This is a genomic window from Vulcanococcus sp. DEBay_Sum22DG08_74, assembly GCF_017852955.1.
In the GTDB taxonomy this organism is placed as follows: domain Bacteria; phylum Cyanobacteriota; class Cyanobacteriia; order PCC-6307; family Cyanobiaceae; genus Vulcanococcus.
The window spans coordinates 17,287-36,441 of the sequence record NZ_JAFMKL010000005.1 but is presented as its reverse complement, the minus strand read 5'-3'; the positions used below and the strand labels follow the sequence as shown (position 1 = coordinate 36,441).

18 protein-coding genes are annotated in these 19,155 nt (G+C 66.0%); 8 read left to right on the top strand and 10 right to left on the bottom strand.

Features of this window, described 5'->3' with window-relative positions; all coding sequences use genetic code 11:
* Positions 1-14 precede the first annotated feature (14 nt).
* Genes QZ184_RS01710 through fmt form a run of 3 tightly spaced genes read left to right on the top strand, consistent with a single transcriptional unit; the run spans position 15 to position 3,783 of the window.
* Positions 15-1,367 carry a TldD/PmbA family protein gene (locus tag QZ184_RS01710; RefSeq protein ID WP_083797941.1) on the top strand — a complete coding sequence of 451 codons (1,353 nt, stop codon included), beginning with the start codon at positions 15-17 and terminating at the stop codon, positions 1,365-1,367.
* Position 1,368: 1 nt separating this feature from the next.
* Entirely contained in the window at positions 1,369-2,742 is a 1,374-nt protein-coding gene (locus tag QZ184_RS01705) for a TldD/PmbA family protein (RefSeq protein WP_296416063.1), read from the top strand.
* Between the two features lie 9 nt (positions 2,743-2,751).
* A complete protein-coding gene (gene fmt, locus QZ184_RS01700) occupies positions 2,752-3,783 on the top strand; it encodes a methionyl-tRNA formyltransferase (RefSeq protein WP_296417852.1) in 1,032 nt (343 codons plus the stop codon).
* Here the strand turns inward: fmt and QZ184_RS01695 are convergent.
* From QZ184_RS01695 to QZ184_RS01675, 5 genes are all read right to left on the bottom strand, one after another.
* Entirely contained in the window at positions 3,780-4,541 is a 762-nt protein-coding gene (locus QZ184_RS01695) for a J domain-containing protein (protein ID WP_296417849.1), read from the bottom strand. The genes fmt and QZ184_RS01695 overlap by 4 nt on opposite strands.
* Before the next feature lie 6 nt (positions 4,542-4,547).
* The gene (locus QZ184_RS01690; protein ID WP_296417866.1) at positions 4,548-5,831 is read right to left on the bottom strand and encodes a DEAD/DEAH box helicase; all 1,284 of its coding nucleotides are present in this window, start codon (positions 5,829-5,831) and stop codon (positions 4,548-4,550) included.
* A 154-nt stretch (positions 5,832-5,985) separates the two neighbouring features.
* The gene (locus QZ184_RS01685) at positions 5,986-6,633 is read right to left on the bottom strand and encodes a hypothetical protein (protein WP_296417848.1); all 648 of its coding nucleotides are present in this window, start codon (positions 6,631-6,633) and stop codon (positions 5,986-5,988) included.
* A complete protein-coding gene (locus tag QZ184_RS01680; RefSeq protein ID WP_296416067.1) occupies positions 6,633-6,980 on the bottom strand; it encodes a DUF6464 family protein in 348 nt (115 codons plus the stop codon). The genes QZ184_RS01685 and QZ184_RS01680 overlap by 1 nt, the downstream gene beginning before the upstream one ends.
* 5 nt (positions 6,981-6,985) lie before the next feature.
* A complete protein-coding gene (locus QZ184_RS01675) occupies positions 6,986-7,714 on the bottom strand; it encodes a DUF475 domain-containing protein (RefSeq protein WP_296416068.1) in 729 nt (242 codons plus the stop codon).
* 62 nt (positions 7,715-7,776) lie between these two features.
* Between QZ184_RS01675 and QZ184_RS01670 the strand changes: the two genes are divergently transcribed.
* Positions 7,777-8,550 (top strand): hypothetical protein, encoded by a 774-nt coding sequence (locus tag QZ184_RS01670; protein ID WP_296417844.1) that lies wholly within the window; start codon positions 7,777-7,779, stop codon positions 8,548-8,550.
* Here the strand turns inward: QZ184_RS01670 and QZ184_RS01665 are convergent.
* The gene (locus QZ184_RS01665) at positions 8,504-9,262 is read right to left on the bottom strand and encodes a hypothetical protein (protein WP_296417842.1); all 759 of its coding nucleotides are present in this window, start codon (positions 9,260-9,262) and stop codon (positions 8,504-8,506) included. The two genes, QZ184_RS01670 and QZ184_RS01665, sit on opposite strands and share 47 nt — an antisense overlap.
* Positions 9,263-9,324: 62 nt before the next feature.
* On the opposite strand from QZ184_RS01665, the gene mfd reads away from it, so the two are divergent.
* Complete coding sequence (gene mfd, locus QZ184_RS01660) at positions 9,325-12,876, top strand: transcription-repair coupling factor (RefSeq protein ID WP_296417840.1); 3,552 nt, start codon at positions 9,325-9,327, stop codon at positions 12,874-12,876.
* Between the two features lie 64 nt (positions 12,877-12,940).
* Entirely contained in the window at positions 12,941-13,129 is a 189-nt protein-coding gene (locus tag QZ184_RS01655) for a hypothetical protein (protein ID WP_296417839.1), read from the top strand.
* Positions 13,130-13,192: 63 nt separating this feature from the next.
* Here the strand turns inward: QZ184_RS01655 and QZ184_RS01650 are convergent, their stop codons facing one another.
* The 4 genes from QZ184_RS01650 to QZ184_RS01635 form a co-directional block, all read right to left on the bottom strand.
* Positions 13,193-14,527 (bottom strand): S41 family peptidase, encoded by a 1,335-nt coding sequence (locus tag QZ184_RS01650; RefSeq protein ID WP_029626349.1) that lies wholly within the window; start codon positions 14,525-14,527, stop codon positions 13,193-13,195.
* A gap of 101 nt (positions 14,528-14,628) precedes the next feature.
* Positions 14,629-15,852: a (E)-4-hydroxy-3-methylbut-2-enyl-diphosphate synthase gene (gene ispG, locus QZ184_RS01645; RefSeq protein WP_010317506.1), complete on the bottom strand. Its 1,224-nt coding sequence runs from the start codon at positions 15,850-15,852 to the stop codon at positions 14,629-14,631.
* A gap of 37 nt (positions 15,853-15,889) precedes the next feature.
* Positions 15,890-16,489: a uracil-DNA glycosylase gene (locus tag QZ184_RS01640; protein ID WP_247478771.1), complete on the bottom strand. Its 600-nt coding sequence runs from the start codon at positions 16,487-16,489 to the stop codon at positions 15,890-15,892.
* 10 nt (positions 16,490-16,499) lie between these two features.
* Positions 16,500-16,889, bottom strand: coding sequence for a VOC family protein (locus QZ184_RS01635; RefSeq protein WP_296417836.1), 390 nt, complete (start codon positions 16,887-16,889; stop codon positions 16,500-16,502).
* Positions 16,890-16,970: 81 nt separating this feature from the next.
* Here QZ184_RS01635 and QZ184_RS01630 point away from each other — a divergent pair, with 81 nt between their 5' ends.
* Together QZ184_RS01630 and QZ184_RS01625 are read left to right on the top strand one after the other, a co-directional pair.
* Positions 16,971-18,149, top strand: coding sequence for a pyridoxal phosphate-dependent aminotransferase (locus QZ184_RS01630; protein WP_296417834.1), 1,179 nt, complete (start codon positions 16,971-16,973; stop codon positions 18,147-18,149).
* A 34-nt stretch (positions 18,150-18,183) separates the two neighbouring features.
* Positions 18,184-19,134, top strand: coding sequence for a putative selenate ABC transporter substrate-binding protein (locus QZ184_RS01625; protein WP_296417832.1), 951 nt, complete (start codon positions 18,184-18,186; stop codon positions 19,132-19,134).
* The last annotated feature ends 21 nt before the right edge of the window (positions 19,135-19,155 follow it).

Below are 19,155 nucleotides of genomic sequence, written 5' to 3'. Positions count from 1 at the left end.
AATCACTCCTGGCGATGGGCAAAGCCGCCGGCGCCGATCTCGTTGAGATCTTCCTGGAGCGGACCGATCACCTCGGTGTCCTGGCCGAACAGGACACCATCACGAGCGTGACGCCGGCCTTCGGCATGGGAGCTGGCATCCGGGTGTTTCGGGACCAGCGGGACGGCTTTGTCAGCACCAACGACCTCAGCGAGGCCGGACTGACGACGGCGCTGACCCAAGCCCTCGGGATGTTGGGACTGGACCTGGACGGAACGGGGCTCAGCGGCTTCGAAGGTCTACCGGCCCTCAGGGATTTCGCCCTGGAGAAAAACCTCTGGCTCAGCAGCTGCCCTGAGCTGACCGAGAGCACCCAGAAGCTTCTGGAGGGAACGGCCCAGCTGCAGCAGAAGGGCAAGCATCTCCAGGCCCGCCGGGGCAGCTATGCCCGGGACTGGCAGGAAGTGATGGTGGCCGCCAGTGACGGCACCTTTGGCCGGGACATCCGTCTGCATCAATCCGTTGGCCTCAATGTCCTGGCCGCCGATGGTGATCACCGGGCCGGCGTCGGACGCCGCTACGGCACCTCCGACAGCCCAGACGATCTGCGCCAGTGGGATGTCGCCCAGGCCGCCGATGAGGTCTGTACGAGTGCCGGCAACATGCTCTACGCCGACTACGTCGAGGCCGGCCAGATGCCAGCGGTGCTGGCCAACCGCTTCGGTGGAGTGATCTTCCACGAGGCCTGCGGCCACCTCTTGGAAACCACCCAGGTGGAGCGCGGCACCACCCCCTTTGCCGAGAAGGTCGGCGAGACGATCGCCCATGAAGCCGTCACCGCCATCGATGAAGGGCTGACGGGCGGCGCCTTTGGCTCCCTCTCGATGGATGACGAGGGACTGGAGGCCCAACGCACCGTGCTGATCGAGAACGGTGTCCTCAAGCGTTTCCTCAGTGACCGCGCTGGAGAACTGCGCACGGGCCATGCCCGCACCGGCAGCGGACGGCGCCAAAGCCACACCTTTGCCGCCGCCAGCCGCATGCGCAACACCTACATCGCGGCGGGGCCCCATCAACCGGAGGACCTGATCGCCTCGGTGGACCGCGGCCTCTACTGCAAGTCCATGGGCGGTGGCAGTGTCGGACCCACCGGTCAGTTCAACTTCGCCGTGGAGGAGGGCTACCTGATCGAAGACGGCAAGCTCACCAAACCCGTGAAGGGCGCCACCTTGATCGGCGAGGCCAAGGAAGTGATGCCGCGCATCTCGATGTGCGCCAACGACCTCGAGCTAGCCGCAGGCTTCTGCGGTTCTGTCAGCGGCAGCATCTTTGTCACCGTCGGACAACCCCACATCAAGGTCGACTCCATCACCGTGGGGGGCCGCTGAGATGAGCCAAACCAACCAAAGCCTCAACGCCGAGCAGCTGCGCAGCCAGCTCGAGGGAATCGCCCAGCAGCACGGCATCCGCCAGTGGGACCTCGGCGCAGCCTGCAGCACCGACACCTCCGTGCAGGTCGACCGCGGCGAACCCAAGCAACTCAAGGGGGCCCAGCGCAGTTCGATCACGATCCGTGTCTGGAACAGTGAAGGGCTGGTCGGCACCACCAGCACCTCGGACCTCTCCCAAAGCGGACTGGAGCGAGCCCTCTCCGGTGCCCGGGATGCCGCGGCATTCGGGAACGCCGAAGAGACGCCTGCCTTCTCACCCCTGGCCACAGCACCGCTGACGGCCCTGGATCAACCGCTGCATCAGCCCCAGGGCATCCTCAAGTTGCTCGAGCAGCTCAAGGCCGCAGAGCATGATCTGCTCGGACGCCACCAGGCGATCAGCACCGTTCCCTACAACGGACTGGCCGAGCGCAGCAGCGAACGGATTTACCTCAACAGCGATGGGGCCTGCCGTCAGCAGCAGCTGACCACCGCCAGCATCTACCTCTACGCCCGGGCCGAGGAGAGCGGCCGCAAACCGCGCAGTTCCGGTGCCGTACGCCTGGCCTACGGCGCCTCAGACCTCGACATTGCCGGCTGCATTGACGAGGCCGCCGAGCGCACCATCAGCCACCTGGATTACGCCCCGGTGGAGACCGGCCGTTACACCTGTGTGCTCAGTCCCGAGGCCTTCCTCGATCTGATCGGCGCCTTCAGCAACCTCTTCAATGCCCGTTCGGTGCTGGACGGGGTCAGCCTCAGCCAGAAGGACTCCATCGGCCAGAGCCTGGCGGTGCCCTTCCTCTCGATCGACGACAACGGCCTGCACCCCGGCAACATTGGCGCCTCCAACTTCGATGGAGAGGGAACGCCCACCCGCAAGCTGTCGCTGCTGGAGGGGGGAGTACTGAAGAACTTCCTGCACTCCGAGGCCACGGCCCGGGCCTTTGGGGTGGCTCCCACCGGCCACGCCGGTCTCGGGGCCAAGGTGTCTGTCGGTCCCGACTGGTTTGAGATTGGCCCCACCCCCGGCACAAGCGGCGGCCAGAGCGGTCTCGATCGGTTCAAGGCCGATCAGCCAATCATCTGGATTGACTCCCTCTCTGCCCTGCATGCCGGGGTCAAGGCCAGCCAAGGCTCCTTCTCCCTGCCCTTCGACGGTTGGTTGATCAAGGGCGGCGAAGCCCGCTCCATCGATGCCGCCACCGTGGCCGGCGATATCCGCCAGGTGCTTAACGCGATTGTCGGCTTCGAGGGCGAGGCCAAGGTCACCCCCGACGGGCTCTGCCCGATGGTCTGGGTGGAGGGTCTCTCGATAACCGGCGAGGCCTAAGGGCAAGCGATGCGGATCCTCTTTTGGGGTACCCCGGCCTACGCCGCCGTCAGCCTCGACGCGTTGGTCAACGGCGGACATGAGCTGGTGGGTGTCGTCACCCAACCGGACCGCAGGCGCGGACGCGGCAAGGCACTGATGCCTTCCCCGGTGAAGGCACGCGCACTTGAACTGGGCATCCCTGTATTCACCCCGGAGCGGATCCGCAAGGATCCGGAATGCCAACGACAACTCGCCGAACTGGGGGCCGATGTCTACGTCGTGGTTGCCTTTGGCCAAATCCTCCCGCGTGAGGTGCTGCAGCAACCACCCCTGGGCTGCTGGAACGGCCATGGCTCACTGCTGCCCCGCTGGCGTGGCGCAGGCCCGATCCAATGGAGCCTGATCGAAGGCGACGCTGAAACCGGCGTCGGGATCATGGCGATGGAGGAGGGGCTCGACACCGGACCGGTACTTCTGGAGCGCGCCATTCCCATCGGCCTGCGGGAGAACGCCCACCAGCTGGCCGAACGACTGGCCCGGCTCACCGGCGAGCTCCTGGTCGAGGCCCTGCCCCAGATCGAAGCCGCTGGACCCGGCCCGGAACAGGAACGCCTGCAGCGGCTGGGTGTGCGGGTCCAGCCGGAGGAGGGCATGACCTACGCCCGGATGCTGGCCAAGGAGGATTTTCAGATCGAGTGGTCCGCCTCAGCCCTGGCCATCCACCGCAAGGTGATGGGGCTCTACCCCGGCGCCAGCAGCAGCTGGAAGGGCAAACGCCTGAAGGTGCTCTCCTCTGAACCCCTGGTCAAACGTCTCACCGCTGAACTCAGCCCGGAGGCCCAAGCCTTGGCCGAACGCTGGGGGCTGAATCCAGGCGAAGGGTCCAGCCACACCCCCGGGACCGTGCTGGAGTGCGTCGACTCCACCGGACTGGTGGTGGCCAGCTCCGGCTGTCCCCTGCTGATTCGCGAGGCCCAGCTGGAGGGGAAGAGCGCCAGCCACGGCACCCAACTGCTGCAACAACTCGGCGCGGTGCCGGGCGACCGCCTAGGGGACTAGGCCACCAGGAACTGATAGGCGTCGTTCACCCGCCGAAACGCCTCCGCGGTTCCGCCCACATCGGGGTGGTGCTGTTTCACCAGCCGGCGGTGGGCCTGCTTGATCGCCTGTTTGGAGGCCCCCCACTCCAACCCCAGCACCGTGAGGGCCGCCACGCGGCGGGGGTCCCGTCCCTGTTCGGTGGACTGGTGCTGGCGGTCCGTGCGGCGCTGATCGCTGCGCGTCCTGCGGTTGTTGTTGTGGTTGCTGGTCCTCTGCCGCTGGCGCAGTTCCAGCACAACCCGCTGGGGGTCGTCGTCGAGCCATTCGATCGCGCTGACGCCGTAGAGGGCAAAGGCCGCCAGGACGGCACAGCGCTTTTTGTTGATCGGGCTGGGCGTCGCCGCATAGAGATCGCGTCCCAGGCCCGGCACCAGATGGTCGAGGCGCTGCTGCAGGTTCAACTGCGGCAGGAAGCTGCTGCGGTTCAGCTGCTCGATCAGCTCCTCCAGGCCGCTTTGGCGCAGAACGGCCCAGCCCTTCTGCTCCGCCAGGGCTGCACCCCAGCGCTCCACCTGGGCAGAGGACACCAGCGCTTGGGGTGGCCGCCAATGCTGGCGGCTGGGTTCCGGTCGCTGGCGGAGGAGCTCCAACTGCCGGCGCAGCTGACGCACCTCACGCCGCAGTGCTTCGTTCTCTTGAAGCAGCGCGTCCACATTGCTCGTAACCCGCTGCTGCGGGCGCGGCTCTGCGGACCAGCGCCTGGGATCAAAGCCCACGCCGGCTCAAGGGCGGCGCGAGGAGGAGCGTGCCGCGGGACGTCCGCTGCGGCTGACACCGCCGCGATTGCCAACACCGCGGTTGCCACCACCACCACGGCTCGAGCGACCGCGGCCGCCGCTCAGGTCCAGCGGAGGAGCCGAGAGCACCGTGGGCTCAAAGCCCGGGATCTCCTGCTTGGGCAGCTTTTTGCCCGTCAGGCGTTCAATCGCCCGCAGCAGCTCATGCTCTTCAGCGGCCACCAGGGAGACGGCATGGCCGCTGTGGCCCGCCCGGCCGGTGCGGCCGATGCGGTGGACGTAGTCCTCGGCCTGGTTCGGCAGATCGAGATTCACCACATGGGGCAGCTGATGAATGTCAATGCCGCGGGCGGCGATGTCGGTGGCGACCAACACCCGCAGCTCGCCGCTCTTGAACCCCGCCAGGGCACGGGTGCGGGCCCCTTGGCTCTTATTCCCATGGATCGCCGCCGCCGCCATGCCTTCGGCACTGAGCCTGTCGGCGACGCGATTCGCGCCGTGCTTGGTGCGGGAGAAGACCAGCACCTGCTGCCAGTCATTGCTGGCGATCAGATGGCAGAGCAAATCCGGCTTGCGCGCCATATCGCAAGGGTGAAGGATGTGCTCAACCGTTGCCGCCGTGCGGTTTTCGGGGGTGACCTGAAGCTGGACGGGCTCATGGAGCAGACCCGTCGCCAAGCGACGAATCGAGGTCTCGAAGGTGGCCGAGAACAGCAGGTTTTGGCGCTTCGCCGGCAGCAGCCGCAGGATTTTTTGGATGTCGCGGATGAAGCCCATGTCGAGCATCCGATCCGCTTCATCCAGCACCAGGATCTCGACGCGATCCAGGCTGATCGCCCCCTGCTGGACCAGGTCCATCAGGCGGCCCGGCGTGGCCACCAACACATCGGCGCCAGCCTGCAGCCGGGTGATCTGCGGATTGATCTTGACCCCGCCAAAGACCACATCGCTGCGCAGGTCCAGGTGCCGGGAGTAGGCCTTGACGTTGTCGGCCACCTGGGCCGCCAGCTCGCGGGTGGGGGTCAGCACCAAGGAACGAACAATTCGCCCGCGGGCGTGGGGCCCATGGCGCAGGCGCTCCAGCATCGGCAGGGTGAAACCGGCGGTTTTACCGGTGCCGGTCTGGGCCGCTGCCATCACATCGCGGCCCGCCAGAACCGCCGGGATGCACTGCTGCTGAATGGAGGAGGGCTGGCTATAGCCCTTCTGCAGCACGGCCTCAACGATCGGACGCCCGAGCCCCAGGGCCGTAAACGGGGACTCCGCCAGCTGCTCCTCATCGACAGGCGGCAACACCGCGGGGGCCTCCGCTGTTGCAGAAGCGCTGGTCGACAGCCGCTTCACCGGAGCCGGCCGACGACGCTGCCGGGGAGAACGATCGGGGGAGGAGATAAGCAAACCTCGCGAAGCTTCACCCTACGGCTCAGGACTCGGTGTACAGCTGCCTGGCCTGATCCAGGGTGAGCTGCACTTCCTGATCGCTCAGCACCGAGGCTTCTGGCCAGGACTGATCAAGCCAGCGCCGCAGAACGGGCAGCTCCTGCAGGAAAAACGTCTCTTGTGCCGCCAGCACCCGAAATTTCAGGAACTCCAGCAGGCGTGCCCGAAGACGAGCAACCGGGATGGGGCGGCAGCGCGCGGGATCGACGGCCAACTCCAGGGCTGCGCCCGTCACAAGCTCCGGCAAGCGGGGAGCCAGGAGCTCCAGGCGGCCGTCCCGCTGAAAGTGGCGAACCTTGGTCTCGGGATGCGGGTAGTAAATCCAGCCCTCGACCGCGGCGCTCGAGGGCTGACGCAGGAGCACCCGCCAGAACGAGAAGGTCTCAGGCGGGTGCAGCGGTGTCCACGCCAACTGCTCAAAGCAGTGGTCGGGGTGGCTTAAGACCCAACGGCAGCCTGGGAAGTCCAGGTTGATCGTCCCCTGGACACAGTCCGAGAGGTCCAAGCCGCCCTGCAGAAAAAACGGCGACTGCAGGGCAATCGTTCCAGCGGGATAGGGACTGTCGCTGGCCGACCCCGAGGCCACGCCATGGCCTCTGGCCACGATTCCCCGATGCCAGAGGCCCTCCATCAGCCCTCGCCGCGCAGGCTGTGGTGGGCGCAGCGCTCACAGGGACCCGCCGGCAGCACCGCGCAACGCAGCAGCGGTGAGCGGGCATTGAACTGACAACTGGGGTCACCGATGACCCATTGCCCCTGCCACCAGCGCGCATCCGCAGGGCGGCGCTGGGCCTTGACCTGGAGGGCAATGGAGCTGAGCTCGTAGCGCCCGCCGCGCAGCTGGTAGCGGTGGTGGCGCTGCAGCACCAGATAGCTCCGCTCGGGGAGCTCCAGCCAGCGCCCGGGTTGGGGCACCTCCTCGAGCTCGAGACGGTCGATCAGTTGGTTGCTGCCGGCCTGCCGCAGTTCAACGCGCATCGGCTCTAACCCTCGGCCTCCTCAGGGACGCGCTGGGAGAAGCCCCAGGCAAAGAGCAGGGCCACGACCGCCAACAGCCCCCATTCCGGAGGAACCACTTGCGGCGCCACCAGACGCAGCAGCAAACGGATCCCCACCAGGCCAACGGCCAGATAACCAGCCGCTTCGAGGTGGCGATAGACCTCAAGCCAGCGGATAAACAGCCCGGAGGTCAGCCGCAGGGCCACCACCCCGAGCACCCCGCCAATCATCACCAACAGCAGGTTGTCGCTCACGGCCACCGCCGCCGCCACGCTGTCGAGGGAGAAGGCCAAATCCGTCAGGGCCAGGGTGACCACCACCCCCGAGAGCCCCTTGACCGCTCCATCAGCTGCGGAGTCATCGCTGGGCTCTGGATCCCCTGTTTCAGCCTCGCTGGACCTCAAGTTGGTGACACAGAGCCACAGCAGATAGCCCGCCGCCAGCAGCTGCAGCGGCCAGAAGTCCAGCACCCATTGGGCCGCCGCAATCAAGATCAGCCGGAAGACCAGGGCCAGCCCCAATCCCAGGTTCAGGGCCTGACCCTGGAGCTTCGGATCGTGCAGCCGCCTTGAGATCGCCGCGAGGGCAATGGCGTTATCGGCGGAGAGCACCGCCTCAAGGGCCACGAGCAACGGCAGCAGCAACAGCAGCTCACCCCACTGATCCGCCGATTGGATCAGTGGCGATAGGGATGGAATTGACTCCGCTTCCATGCCGTTGCTGCAGAGCCTTCCTTGGCTCGCCAGTGTAGAAACGCCACAACGACGAGCCGACCATGGAGAGCAGCCTGTCGTTTCGGGCGCGTCTGGTGCACGCCGAAGCCGGCAAGCGCGTGGTCCAACTCAGTGCCTGGAGGGGATCCCAGTGCCTCGGTAGTGCCCTGGGGGAAGCGGAGAACGCCGAACTTGCCGAGGAGCGAGCCCTGGAGCGGCTGCAAAGCCGACTGAATCACCAAGTCCCTGCGCCGGCATCGGCACCGGCACCAGCTGAGCCACCGGTCCGCCACGCCGTGGTCAGGCGGCCGCCCGCTGAGGAGACCAGCGATCCCGCTCCGGCAGCCGCTCCCGAGGCGGTGCAGCCAACCCTGCCGCAGGCTCCAGTCGTCGAGGCCCAAGAGCCAGCGACCGATCCCGAGGACTGGAGTGATGAACTGGCTGAGATCGACATTCAGCTCAAACGCTTGGGCTGGGAGCGCAGCCAAGAGGGGACCTATCTGCAACGGGCCTTCGGCCACCCCAGCCGCAACCGCATCACCAACTACGCCGATCTGGCCGCCTACGTCCGCAGCCTGAGGGTGCTCGAGCCGGGCTGCGATCCCGCCTCCGCGTCGATTCCCCTCAGACGGCGCGATTTGCTCCAGCAGAGCGATCAGCTGCTCGCCTCCTTGCAATGGGATGCCAACCGCGGCCGCCAGGCCCTGGAGCAGCAGTTCAACCTCAGTAGTCGTCAACAGTTGAGTGATGAACAGCTGCTGGCGTTCAACATGCAGCTGGAGACAACACTCATCGGCGCCGGCAGTGGCGCGCCAGCAGCTCCCAGCCCAGGTTGAGCTGCTCCTGGTTGGCGTAGGCCTCCTCCTCGAGCCCCCTTTGCTCGCTCGAGGCCTTGGCATAGAGCGGCTGCTGCAGATGGCGCCGCCCTGAGGCGTTCAGGCTGCGGCTCAGTCCCAGCAGCTGCGGCCGGGCATGGATAGAGCCGCCCTTGCAGCTCTGGGCCACATGGATCGCCTCGTGGTTGAGGACCCGCGTGAAGTTGACCGTCCCTTTGGAGGCGACATCGGGCCGCAGGCGCAACTCACCGCGACGCGGATTCCACTCACCGGCGGCTCCCTTCTGTTTGGGCTGGCGCACCACCAGCACCACACCGCTGCGCTCCAGCTGCTCCAGCAGCAAGCTGATCGCCTCCCGCTCACGGCTGTAGCTGGGTGGATTGGCGATCAACTGCCGCAGCGCTGATGCGGTGAGGGGCTTCTCCCCCAGGCGACGGCGATAGGTGATCCGCTGCCCCCCGCCCGGCAGACGCTCCACCCGGGGCAGCCAGAGCTGATCCGCCTGATCCAGCCGTTGAAACAGGGCCCGCTGGCTAGAGGCCGTCAGTTGCCAGTTCAGGGGCAAGGGCGGGGCCAGGGCAGGCGCTGAGCTACTGGCTTGGGCGACCTCCTCAGCAACCAGCTCCCCCTCGGGTTCCCCCAGCCGACTCAGGCCCGCCCCGGCCAGCAACAGAAGCGCCAGGGCCAGCAGCAGACGCCTCCCTTGCCTCACCGCAGCCCGCCTCAGCTGCCCACCATTCTCTTGCCAAGATGGTCAGCTGTGCTTTGAGCCCCATGCCCCTCTCCGCCCTGGTGCGCCAACTGCAGCAGGTGGCCCTCAGTGGAGAGGTTCTGCAGCGGTGCAACAGGGATGAGCGCCTGCGGCTCTCCGGTGCGGGACGCGGCGCCCGGGCCCTGATCAGCAGCGTCCTGGCGGGCTGCGCCGAGGCGCCGCTGCTGGTGGTCGTGCCCACCCTGGAGGAGGCCGGACGCTGGGCCGCCCTGCTGGAGCTGATGGGCTGGAGCAGCGCCCAGCTCTACCCCACCAGCGAGGGCAGCCCCTACGAACCCTTTGATCCCACCAGCGAGATCACCTGGGGACAACTGCAGGTGCTCAGCGAGCTGCTGGATGCCAAGGGCCGCTGCGCCATCGTCGCCACCGAGCGCGCCCTGCAGCCCCACCTGCCGCCGCCGCCGGCCCTGCAGGCCCAGTGCCTCAGCCTGCGCAAAGGGGATGAATTTGAGCTCGAGGCCCTCGGAGAAACCCTGACCCGCCTGGGCTATGAGCGGGTCACCAGCATCGAGCAGGAGGGCAGCTGGAGCCGCCGCGGCGACATCGTCGACGTCTTCCCGGTCAGCGCCGAACTCCCCGTTCGTCTCGAGTTTTTCGGTGAGGAGCTGGAGAAGCTGCGGGAATTCGATCCCGCCAGCCAGCGCTCCCTCGATCCGATCGAGGTGGTGCGGCTCACCCCCAGCGGCTACGGCCCCCTGATTGCCGATGCCCTGCGTGAGGGCATGCCCGAGGGTCTCGATCAGCTGCTCAGCCCCGAGGCCAGCGAACAACTGCTGGAGGGCGGAACGCCGGAGGGGATGCGGCGGCTGATGGGTCTGGCCTGGAGCGAGCCGGCCTCCCTGCTGGATTACCTGCCCGAAGGCACGCTGATCGCCATCGATGAGCGGCGCCACTGCCTCTCCCACGGCCAGCAGTGGTTCGACCACGCCATCGAGCACCACGCTGAGGTCTGCGCTGAACTCGGCGTCGCGCTACCGGCCGTGCTGCACCGCAGGCCCGAAGAGGCCCTGGCCGCTGCTGAGCGCTTCCAGGGCTTTGACCTGGCGGAGCTCCAGGAGAGCGACAACCACCCCAACAATTTCGACCTCTCGAGCCGGCCCGTGCCGGCCTACCCCAACCAATTCGGCAAGCTCGCCGAACTGATCAAAGGCTTCCAAAAGGAGAAGGCGCGGGTCTGGTTGCTCTCGGCCCAGCCCAGCCGGGCCGTGGCCCTGCTGGAGGAGCACGACTGCATCAGCCGCTTCGTCCCCAACCCGGCGGATCACCCGGCGATTGATCGGCTGATCGAGCAGAACACCCCCGTCGCCCTCAAGACCAAGGGCACCGCTGAACTCGAGGGTCTGCAGTTGCCGGCCTGGAAGCTGGCCCTGATCACCGACCGGGAGTTCTTCGGCCAGCACTCCCTGGCGGCCAGCGGCTATGTGCGCCGCCGGCGCAAGGCCGCTAGCCGCACGGTCGATCCCAACAAGATGCGCCCGGGCGACTTCGTGGTGCACCGCAACCACGGCATCGGCAAATTCCTGAAGCTCGAGAAGCTCGCGATTGGCAGCGAAGCCCGCGACTACCTCGTTGTGCAGTACGCCGATGGCCTGCTGCGGGTCGCCGCCGACCAGCTGGGCAGCCTCGGGCGCTACCGGGCCACCAGTGACAGCCCCCCGGACCTCAACCGGATGGGCGGAACCGCGTGGAACAAAGCCAAGGAGCGGGCGCGCAAGGCCGTCCGCAAGGTCGCCCTCGATCTGGTCAAGCTCTACGCCGAACGGCACAAGGCTCCGGGCTTCGCCTTCCCGGTGGATGGCCCCTGGCAGAACGAACTCGAGGACTCCTTCCCCTACGAGCCCACGCCTGATCAGGTCAAGGCGATTGCCGATGTCAAACGGGACATGGAGCAGCCCCAGCCGATGGACCGCCTGGTCTGCGGTGATGTGGGCTTCGGCAAAACCGAAGTCGCCATCCGCGCGATCTTCAAGGCCGTCACCGCCGGCAAGCAGGTGGCAATGCTCGCCCCTACAACCGTTCTGGCCCAGCAGCACTGGCGCTCGCTCTCGGAGCGCTTTGCGCCTTATCCCATCAAGGTCAGCCTGCTCAACCGCTTCCGCACCAGCAGCGAGCGCAAGGTGATCCAAGAGGGCCTGGGCGAAGGCACCGTCGACGTGGTCGTCGGCACCCACCAACTGCTGGGCAAGGGCACCCAGTTCAAGGAGCTGGGCCTGCTCGTGGTGGATGAGGAGCAGCGCTTTGGCGTCAACCAAAAGGAAAAGATCAAGGCCCTGCGCAAGGACGTCGACGTCCTGACCCTCTCGGCAACCCCGATCCCGCGGACGCTCTACATGAGCCTCTCAGGGGTGCGGGAGATGAGCCTGATCACCACGCCACCGCCGTTGCGCCGGCCGATCAAAACCCACCTGGCGGCCCTCGATGAGGAAGCGGTTCGCAGTGCGATCCGCCAGGAACTCGATCGCGGCGGCCAGATCTTCTACGTCGTCCCCCGGGTGGAGGGCATCGAAGAGGTGGCCGAAGGGCTTCGGCAGATGATCCCCGGCCTACGGCTCCTGGTCGCCCACGGTCAGATGGCTGAAGGCGAACTGGAGAGCGCCATGGTGGCCTTCAACGCCGGCGAGGCCGACCTGATGCTCTGCACGACGATCGTGGAGAGCGGCCTGGACATTCCCCGGGTCAACACGATCCTGATCGAGGACGCCCATAAATTCGGCCTAGCCCAGCTCTACCAACTGCGCGGTCGCGTCGGCCGCAGCGGCATCCAGGCCCACGCCTGGTTGTTCTATCCAGGTGACGCCTCCCTGAGCGATGCGGCACGTCAGCGTCTGCGCGCGATTCAGGAATTTGCCCAACTGGGGAGTGGCTACCAACTGGCCATGCGCGACATGGAGATCCGCGGCGTCGGCAACCTGCTCGGGGTGGAGCAAAGCGGCCAGATGGAGACCATCGGCTTTGACCTCTACATGGAGATGCTCCAGGAATCCCTCGCCGAGATCCAAGGCCAGGACATCCCCGCCGTGGACGACACCCAGATCGATCTGCAGCTCACCGCCTTCATCCCCGGCGACTGGATCAGCGACAACGACGAGAAGATGGCGGCCTACCGCGCCGCGGCCGACTGCGTCAGCCCAGACAGCCTGCTGCAACTGGCGGCCGACTGGGTGGATCGCTATGGCGCCATCCCGGCGCCGGTCATCTCGCTGCTGCAGCTGATGGAGCTGAAGCTGCTGGCCAAACGCTGCGGCTTCTCACGGATCAAACCCGAGAAACCCAACATCGCCTTGGAGACCCCGATGGAGGAGCCAGCCTTCCGGCTGCTGCGCCAGGGATTACCCCAACACCTGCACGGCAGGCTCGTCTACCAGGCCGGTTCCGGCAGCACCGCCAAGGTCCTGGCACGGGGTCTGGGGGTCCTGCCCATGGAGAAACAGGTGGAGGAGCTGATGAACTGGCTCAAGCAAATGGCCGAGCAGATCCCGGGTGCCGATGGCCTGACCGATGCCCAACGGGCTGAACAGCTGAAGGCCAAGAACGAAGCCGTGCTGGCGGTTTAGGCCAAAGATGAGCGACCAGCGCAAAAGTCCGTTACAATTCCGTGAAGTGATGTAACGGACGCTCATGGGTCCCGGCCTCGGCGAAGTCATCGATCTCAGCAGCGGCTTCGGCGGAGGCCTGAGCTTTGTCTCTGGCTTGATCTCCCTGGTGGCCCTGGGTGTCTTCGCTCTGCTTCAAGCAGACACCGGCAACGATGACGACGACTCCACCCCTGGCGGCGGCTTGATGCAACCCGTGGGCAGCGCCGCCTGAGGTCAGCCCATAAGCGTGATCAGCTCAGCCCGCGGAGCAACCGCGGGCTTTTTTGTGGCCTAATTACTGAACGGGAGCCGCCAGCGCCGCTGGGACATTGGCACTGCTGGGGTTGTAGGCACGTGACTTCGTCAGGCTGCCGGCGGCCTTGACCTGCTTGAGCAGGGTCGATTCAGCCACACGGTATTGACTGTCCTTCTGGGTGCCCAGATCCTCCAGCCGCAGGCTCTGGATCTCGCGAGCGCTGAGCTTGGCGCGCACATCGGGATCAATGCCGTGCTTATGGATATCGCGACCGCTTGGGGTGAGGTACTTGGCGATCGTCACGGTCATTCCTGATCCATCGATCAGGCCGCGAACCGATTGGACCAGACCCTTGCCGAAGGTGGTCTCCCCCACCAACACAGCGCGGTGGTTGTCCTGCAGAGCACCGGAGAGGATTTCGCTGGCACTGGCTGAACCCTCATTCACCAGCACCACCAAGGGACGCTCGGTCAGGGCGCGGCCCACCGCCCGCTTGGTGTCCTGGATGCCATCGCGGGTCTTGGTGGAGACGATGACCCCCTCATTGAGCCATTGGCGGGCAATGGCGATGCTCGCCACCAGCAGGCCACCGGGGTTACTGCGCAGATCGAGCACGTAGCCCTGAACCTGCTCCTTCTCCAGATCCTTCAACGCCTGCGCCATGTCCTTGGCGGCATTGGCGTTGAACTGCTTCAGGCGGATGTAGCCAATCTTGGTGCCATCGGCACTGGTGTTGACCTGGGTGTCGACCGCATGGAGCTCAATGCGTGCACGCACCAGGGGCGTATCCAGCAGCTTGCCGTTGCGGCGGAGCTGCAGGGTCACGGTGCTGCCGGCCTTGCCGCGAATCAACTTGACCGCATCCTCGGTCGTCATCCCCTTGGTGCTCTTGCCGTCAATCGCGGTGATGACGTCCTTGGGCATCACCCCGGCGCGGGAGGCCGGAGATCCTTCAATCGGACTGACAACGGTGAGTTCTTTGCTGTCCTTATCAAGGCTCAGCTGGATGCCGACCCCGGAGAGTTCCCCAGAGGTGTCGATCTGCATCTCCTTGAACTCACGCGGATCGAGGAAGCGCGTGTAGGGGTCATCCAGGGTGGCCAACATGCCACGGATGGCCTCGTAGCTCTCCTTGGTGCTGCCGTAACTCTTGGAGAGAACCTGACGACGCAAGTCCTTCCACTTGTCGGTGGTGTATTTGCCGTTGGTATCGAGATAGTCCCGGAAGACGATCTGCCAGGTCTGATCAATGACTTCCTTCGGGCTATCGCTCACCAGCGATGCCGAACTGGGCATCAGCAGGGGAGGCAAGCAGATCGCCCCGACTGCGCCGGCACCGGCCAGAACAAGCAACAGGCCGCGTGGCTGAGTCATCAAGGCGCTCCTGAGGCCGGGAGATTGCTTCAACGTAGCTGCAATTCACACACCTCAGTTGGCGTGAAAACCGGAGATATCTAAGGGTTAGCCGTAGGGCCTCAGGGATCGACCCAACGGCCGTCGTCCTTGATCAAGGCAATCAAAGCCTCCACGCCCTCGGCCTCTGGAACCCGGCGGATCTCGTCGCGGCCGCGGTAGAGCGAAATCACACCGGGGGTTTTACCGACGTAGCCGTAATCGGCATCGGCCATCTCACCGGGGCCGTTGACAATGCAGCCCATCACAGCGATGTCGAGACCCGTGAGGTGGGAGGTGGCGTTGCGCACCTTGTTGAGCACGTCCTCCAGGTTGAACAACGTGCGTCCGCAGCTGGGGCAGCTGACGTACTCGACCATGGTCTTGCGCAGACCCAGGGACTGCAGGATCGAGTAGCAGACAGGGATTTCCTTCTCCGGTGCCTCGGTCAGCGACACCCGGATCGTGTCTCCCAGGCCATCGGCCAACAGGGTGGCAATGCCAGCGGTGCTCTTGATCCGGCCGTAATCACCGTCACCGGCTTCTGTCACCCCGAGGTGCAGGGGGTAGTTGAAGCCCTCGGCATCCATCCGGTCGGCCATCATCCGGTAGGCGGCCAGCATCACTGGAGCCCGCGAAGCCTTCATCGAGACCACGATGTTGTGGAAGTCGAGGCGGTCGCAGATGCGGATGAACTCCAGGGCGCTCTCCACCATCCCCAGGGGGGTGTCGCCGTAGGTGAACAGCATCCGCTCCGCCAGGGAGCCGTGGTTGACGCCAATGCGCAGGGCCTTGTCCTGGGCCTTCAGGAGGCTGACCAGGGGTTCAAAGGTCTCGGTGATGCGATCACCGATCTGGGCGATCTCTTCGGGGGTGAACTCGGTCCGATTCGGATCCGGCTTGTCAAAGACAAACAAGCCCGGGTTGATCCGGACCTTGTCGACATGGTTCGCCACTTCCAGGGCGATCTTCATGCCGTTGTGGTGCACATCAGCCACCAGGGGAACGGGCTGATAGGTGTCTTCCAGGCGCTTGCGGATCTCCCCCATCGCCTTGGCGTGGGCCAAGGACGGAACGGTGACGCGAACGATCTCGCAGCCCGCCTCATGCAAGCGACGGATCCCAGCGGTGGCCCCCTCGATGTCGAGGGTGTCCTCGTTGATCATCGACTGCACCACCACGGGGTGCTCGCTGCCGATCCAGAGGTCGCCCACCCGAACGCTGCGGGTCTGGCGGCGGCGGATCACCGTGTCGTAACGGGAGGACAGCTGCCCCGCCTCGGGCGTTGCGGTGAGAGAGGCAGTCATGGCAGCAGCGTTGGGCAGGCCGGTTGGGGCAAGCCTGTCACAACGGAGCGTCCAATTGGGCCAGGCGGCGCTGCACATCCTGCAGGTCCTGCCAGGTGAGCCACTTCGGGGCACCGCGCTCCTTGGAGGGATTGCGCAGCAGGTACGAGGGGTGGAAGACGGGCATCAACCAACGGCCTTCCCATTGGCGCCACTGACCGCGAATCTTGGTCATCCCGCCCTTGATGCCCAGTAGGCCCTCCACGGCCGTGGCCCCAGCCAACAGGATGACCGCGGGATCCACCAGGGCGATCTGACGATCCAACCAGGGCTTGCACGAGGCCATCTCCAAGGCCGTGGGCTTGCGGTTCTCCGGTGGCCGGCACTTGACGATGTTGCAGACGTAGGCGTCGCGATTGCTGTCGATGCCCACGCTCTCGAGCATGCGATCCAGCAGCTGGCCAGAGCGGCCGACAAAGGGCTGTCCCTGCTCATCCTCCTGAGCACCAGGACCCTCGCCGATGACCATCAGGCGCGCCTGGGGATTGCCGCGGCTGACCACGACCTGGCTGCGGCTGGAGCCCAACTTGCAGAGGCGACAGGCATCGCAGCTCTCCGCCAAGGACGCCAGGTCCTGTTCAAGGGAGGTGGCCGTCATCGCCCCGCAATCACTCGCGAGTCTCTCTAGCAATCAGCAGCAGGGCGTTGCCTTCGGGATCGTTCAACCAGGCCTCCCAACCGAAGGGCTCCTGACGCAGGGGCTCCAGCAGGGCGGCCCCCTGGGCCTGAGCCCGCTCGACCGCAGCCTGAAGGCCGGATGCGCCGCCGCTGAGCTGGATCGCCAGGGCGAGACGTCCCCGTTGGCGAGCGAGTGGTCTGGAGCGACTGGGGGCGTAGATCTCCAGCCAGCCCGAACCGGGCAAGGGCAGCCGCCAGTGGCTGGCACTCAAGCCAGCCTGCAGCGGCGCGAGGCAGACGGAGCCGTAGAAACGGGCCAAGGCCTCGGGGTCATCCGCCGCCAACACCAGGCCAACGGTCGGAGAGGTCAGTGGAGACATCGTTTCGGGGCCCGGCATGCGGCAGGATGCACAGCATCACCGGTTCGCCGCAAGGCGTGCCCCCCTGACGTCGCTGCTCGAATGCCGCGCCCGTTGAAACTCTCCGCCCGGGCCGAAGCGCTGCAGCCCTCGTTGACGCTGGCCATCGCGGCCCGCGCCAAGGCCCTGAAGGCCGAGGGACGCGACATCTGCAGCCTGAGCGCAGGTGAGCCGGACTTTGATACCCCAGCCTTCATCCGCCAGGCCGCGGCCCAGGCCCTCGAGAGTGGCCTGACCCGCTACGGCCCGGCCGCCGGTGAGCCGCCCCTGCGGGAAGCCATTGCCCAGAAGCTGACCCAGGAGAACCAGGTCCCCACCAGCGCGGATCAGGTGCTGGTCACCAACGGCGGCAAACAGGCCCTCTACAACCTGTTTCAGGTGCTGCTGGAGCCCGGTGATGAACTGCTGCTCCCTGCGCCCTACTGGCTGAGCTACCCGGAGATTGCGCGGTTAGCTGGCGCCTCAGTGCGCTTGATCCCCAGCTCAGCCACAGAAGGATTCCGGCTCGACCCCGAACGGCTGGAGGCGGCGATCACGCCGGCCAGCAAGTTGCTCGTGCTCAATAGCCCGGGCAACCCCACCGGTGCGGTGCTCAGCCGCAGTGACCTGGAGGCGATCGCCGCAGTCCTCCGGCGCCATCCCCAGGTGGCGGTGGTCTGCGATGAGATCTACGAATTTCTGCTGGCACCCGGACATAGCCACCACAGCTTCGCGGCGGTCGCCCCAGACCTGGCGGATCGGGTCTTCACCGTCAATGGCTTCGCCAAGGGCTGGGCGATGACCGGCTGGCGGATCGGCTGGCTGGCCGGCAACAGCAGCGTTCTCAAGGCCGCCAGCGCCCTGCAGAGCCAGAGCACCAGCAACGTCTGCACCTTTGCCCAGTACGGAGCCCTGGCGGCGTTGACCGGCTCGCGCGAGTGCGTCCAAACCATGGCGGCTCAATTCACCCACCGCCGTCAGCTGCTCAGCGATGGCCTCCAGGCCATCGCCGGTGTGCAACTGCTGCCGCCCCAGGGGGCGTTCTACGCCTTCCCCAACATCAGCAGCACCGGCCTGGACTCAATGCGCTTCTGTGAGCGGCTGCTCGATGAGCAGGGCCTGGCGGTGGTGCCCGGTGGCGCCTTTGGTGACAACGACTGCATTCGCCTCTCCTGCGCCGCGTCGGACGCGACCATCCAGGACGGACTGACACGGTTGCAGCGCTTCATCGAACAGCTCTAAAGGCAAAATCGCAGGTTCTTCTGCACCTCCTGCGATGACCATCCGCTTGACAGGCCGAGAACGTTGGGCCGCCGCGGCCGTGGGCGTTTCGCTTGCGCTGCTGCCGGTGGCCACACCTCTGCCCTTGAGCAGTGCCTTCACCCCCGCAGCCGTCGCCCAGACCAACAAGCCGGTGCTGCGCATTGGCGCCATCCCCGATCAGAAGCCCGAGAAGCTGAACCGGCTCTACGGATTGGTGGCCAATGAACTCAGCAAGCAGCTGAATGTCGACGTCAAATATGTCCCCGTCACGAACTACGCCGCGGCGGTCAGTGCCTTCCGCACCGGCAATTTGGATCTGGTCTGGTTTGGCGGCCTGACCGGTGTCCAGGCCCGGCTGCAAAAGCCCGGCTCCCAGGTGATCGCCCAGCGCGACATCGACGCCAAATTCCAATCGGTCTTCATCGCCAACCGCAAGAGCCAGCTCAAGCCCATCGGCAGCATCAACGGCCTGAAGGAGCTCAAGGGCAAGCGCGTCACCTTCGGATCGCAGAGCTCCACCTCAGGGCGGCTGATGCCCCAGTACTTCCTGGCGCAGGCCGGGGTGAAGCCCAGCCAGTTCGCCGGTGGAGCCCCCGGTTTCAGCGGCAGCCATGACGCCACCGTGGCCCTGGTGCAAAGCGGCGCCTATGACGCCGGCGCCCTGAACAAACTGGTCTGGGAAGCCAACCTGGCCAGCGGCAAAGCCAACAAGGCCAAGGTCTATGCGATCTGGACCACCCCCGGTTACCCGGACTACCACTGGATCGCCCAGTCCGACCTGAACCAGCGCTTCGGAGCAGGCTTCAGCACGAAGCTGCGTCAGGCGATCTTGAGCTGGCGCAGCAGCAACCCTGAGCAGAAGGCCATCCTGGAGCTCTTCGGGGCCCAGCGCTTTATCGGGGCGAAGGCCAGCGATTACGCCAAGATCGAGCAGGTCGGCCGGCAGATCGGCAAGATCCGCTGATTCCAGGAGCAGAATGCGGGG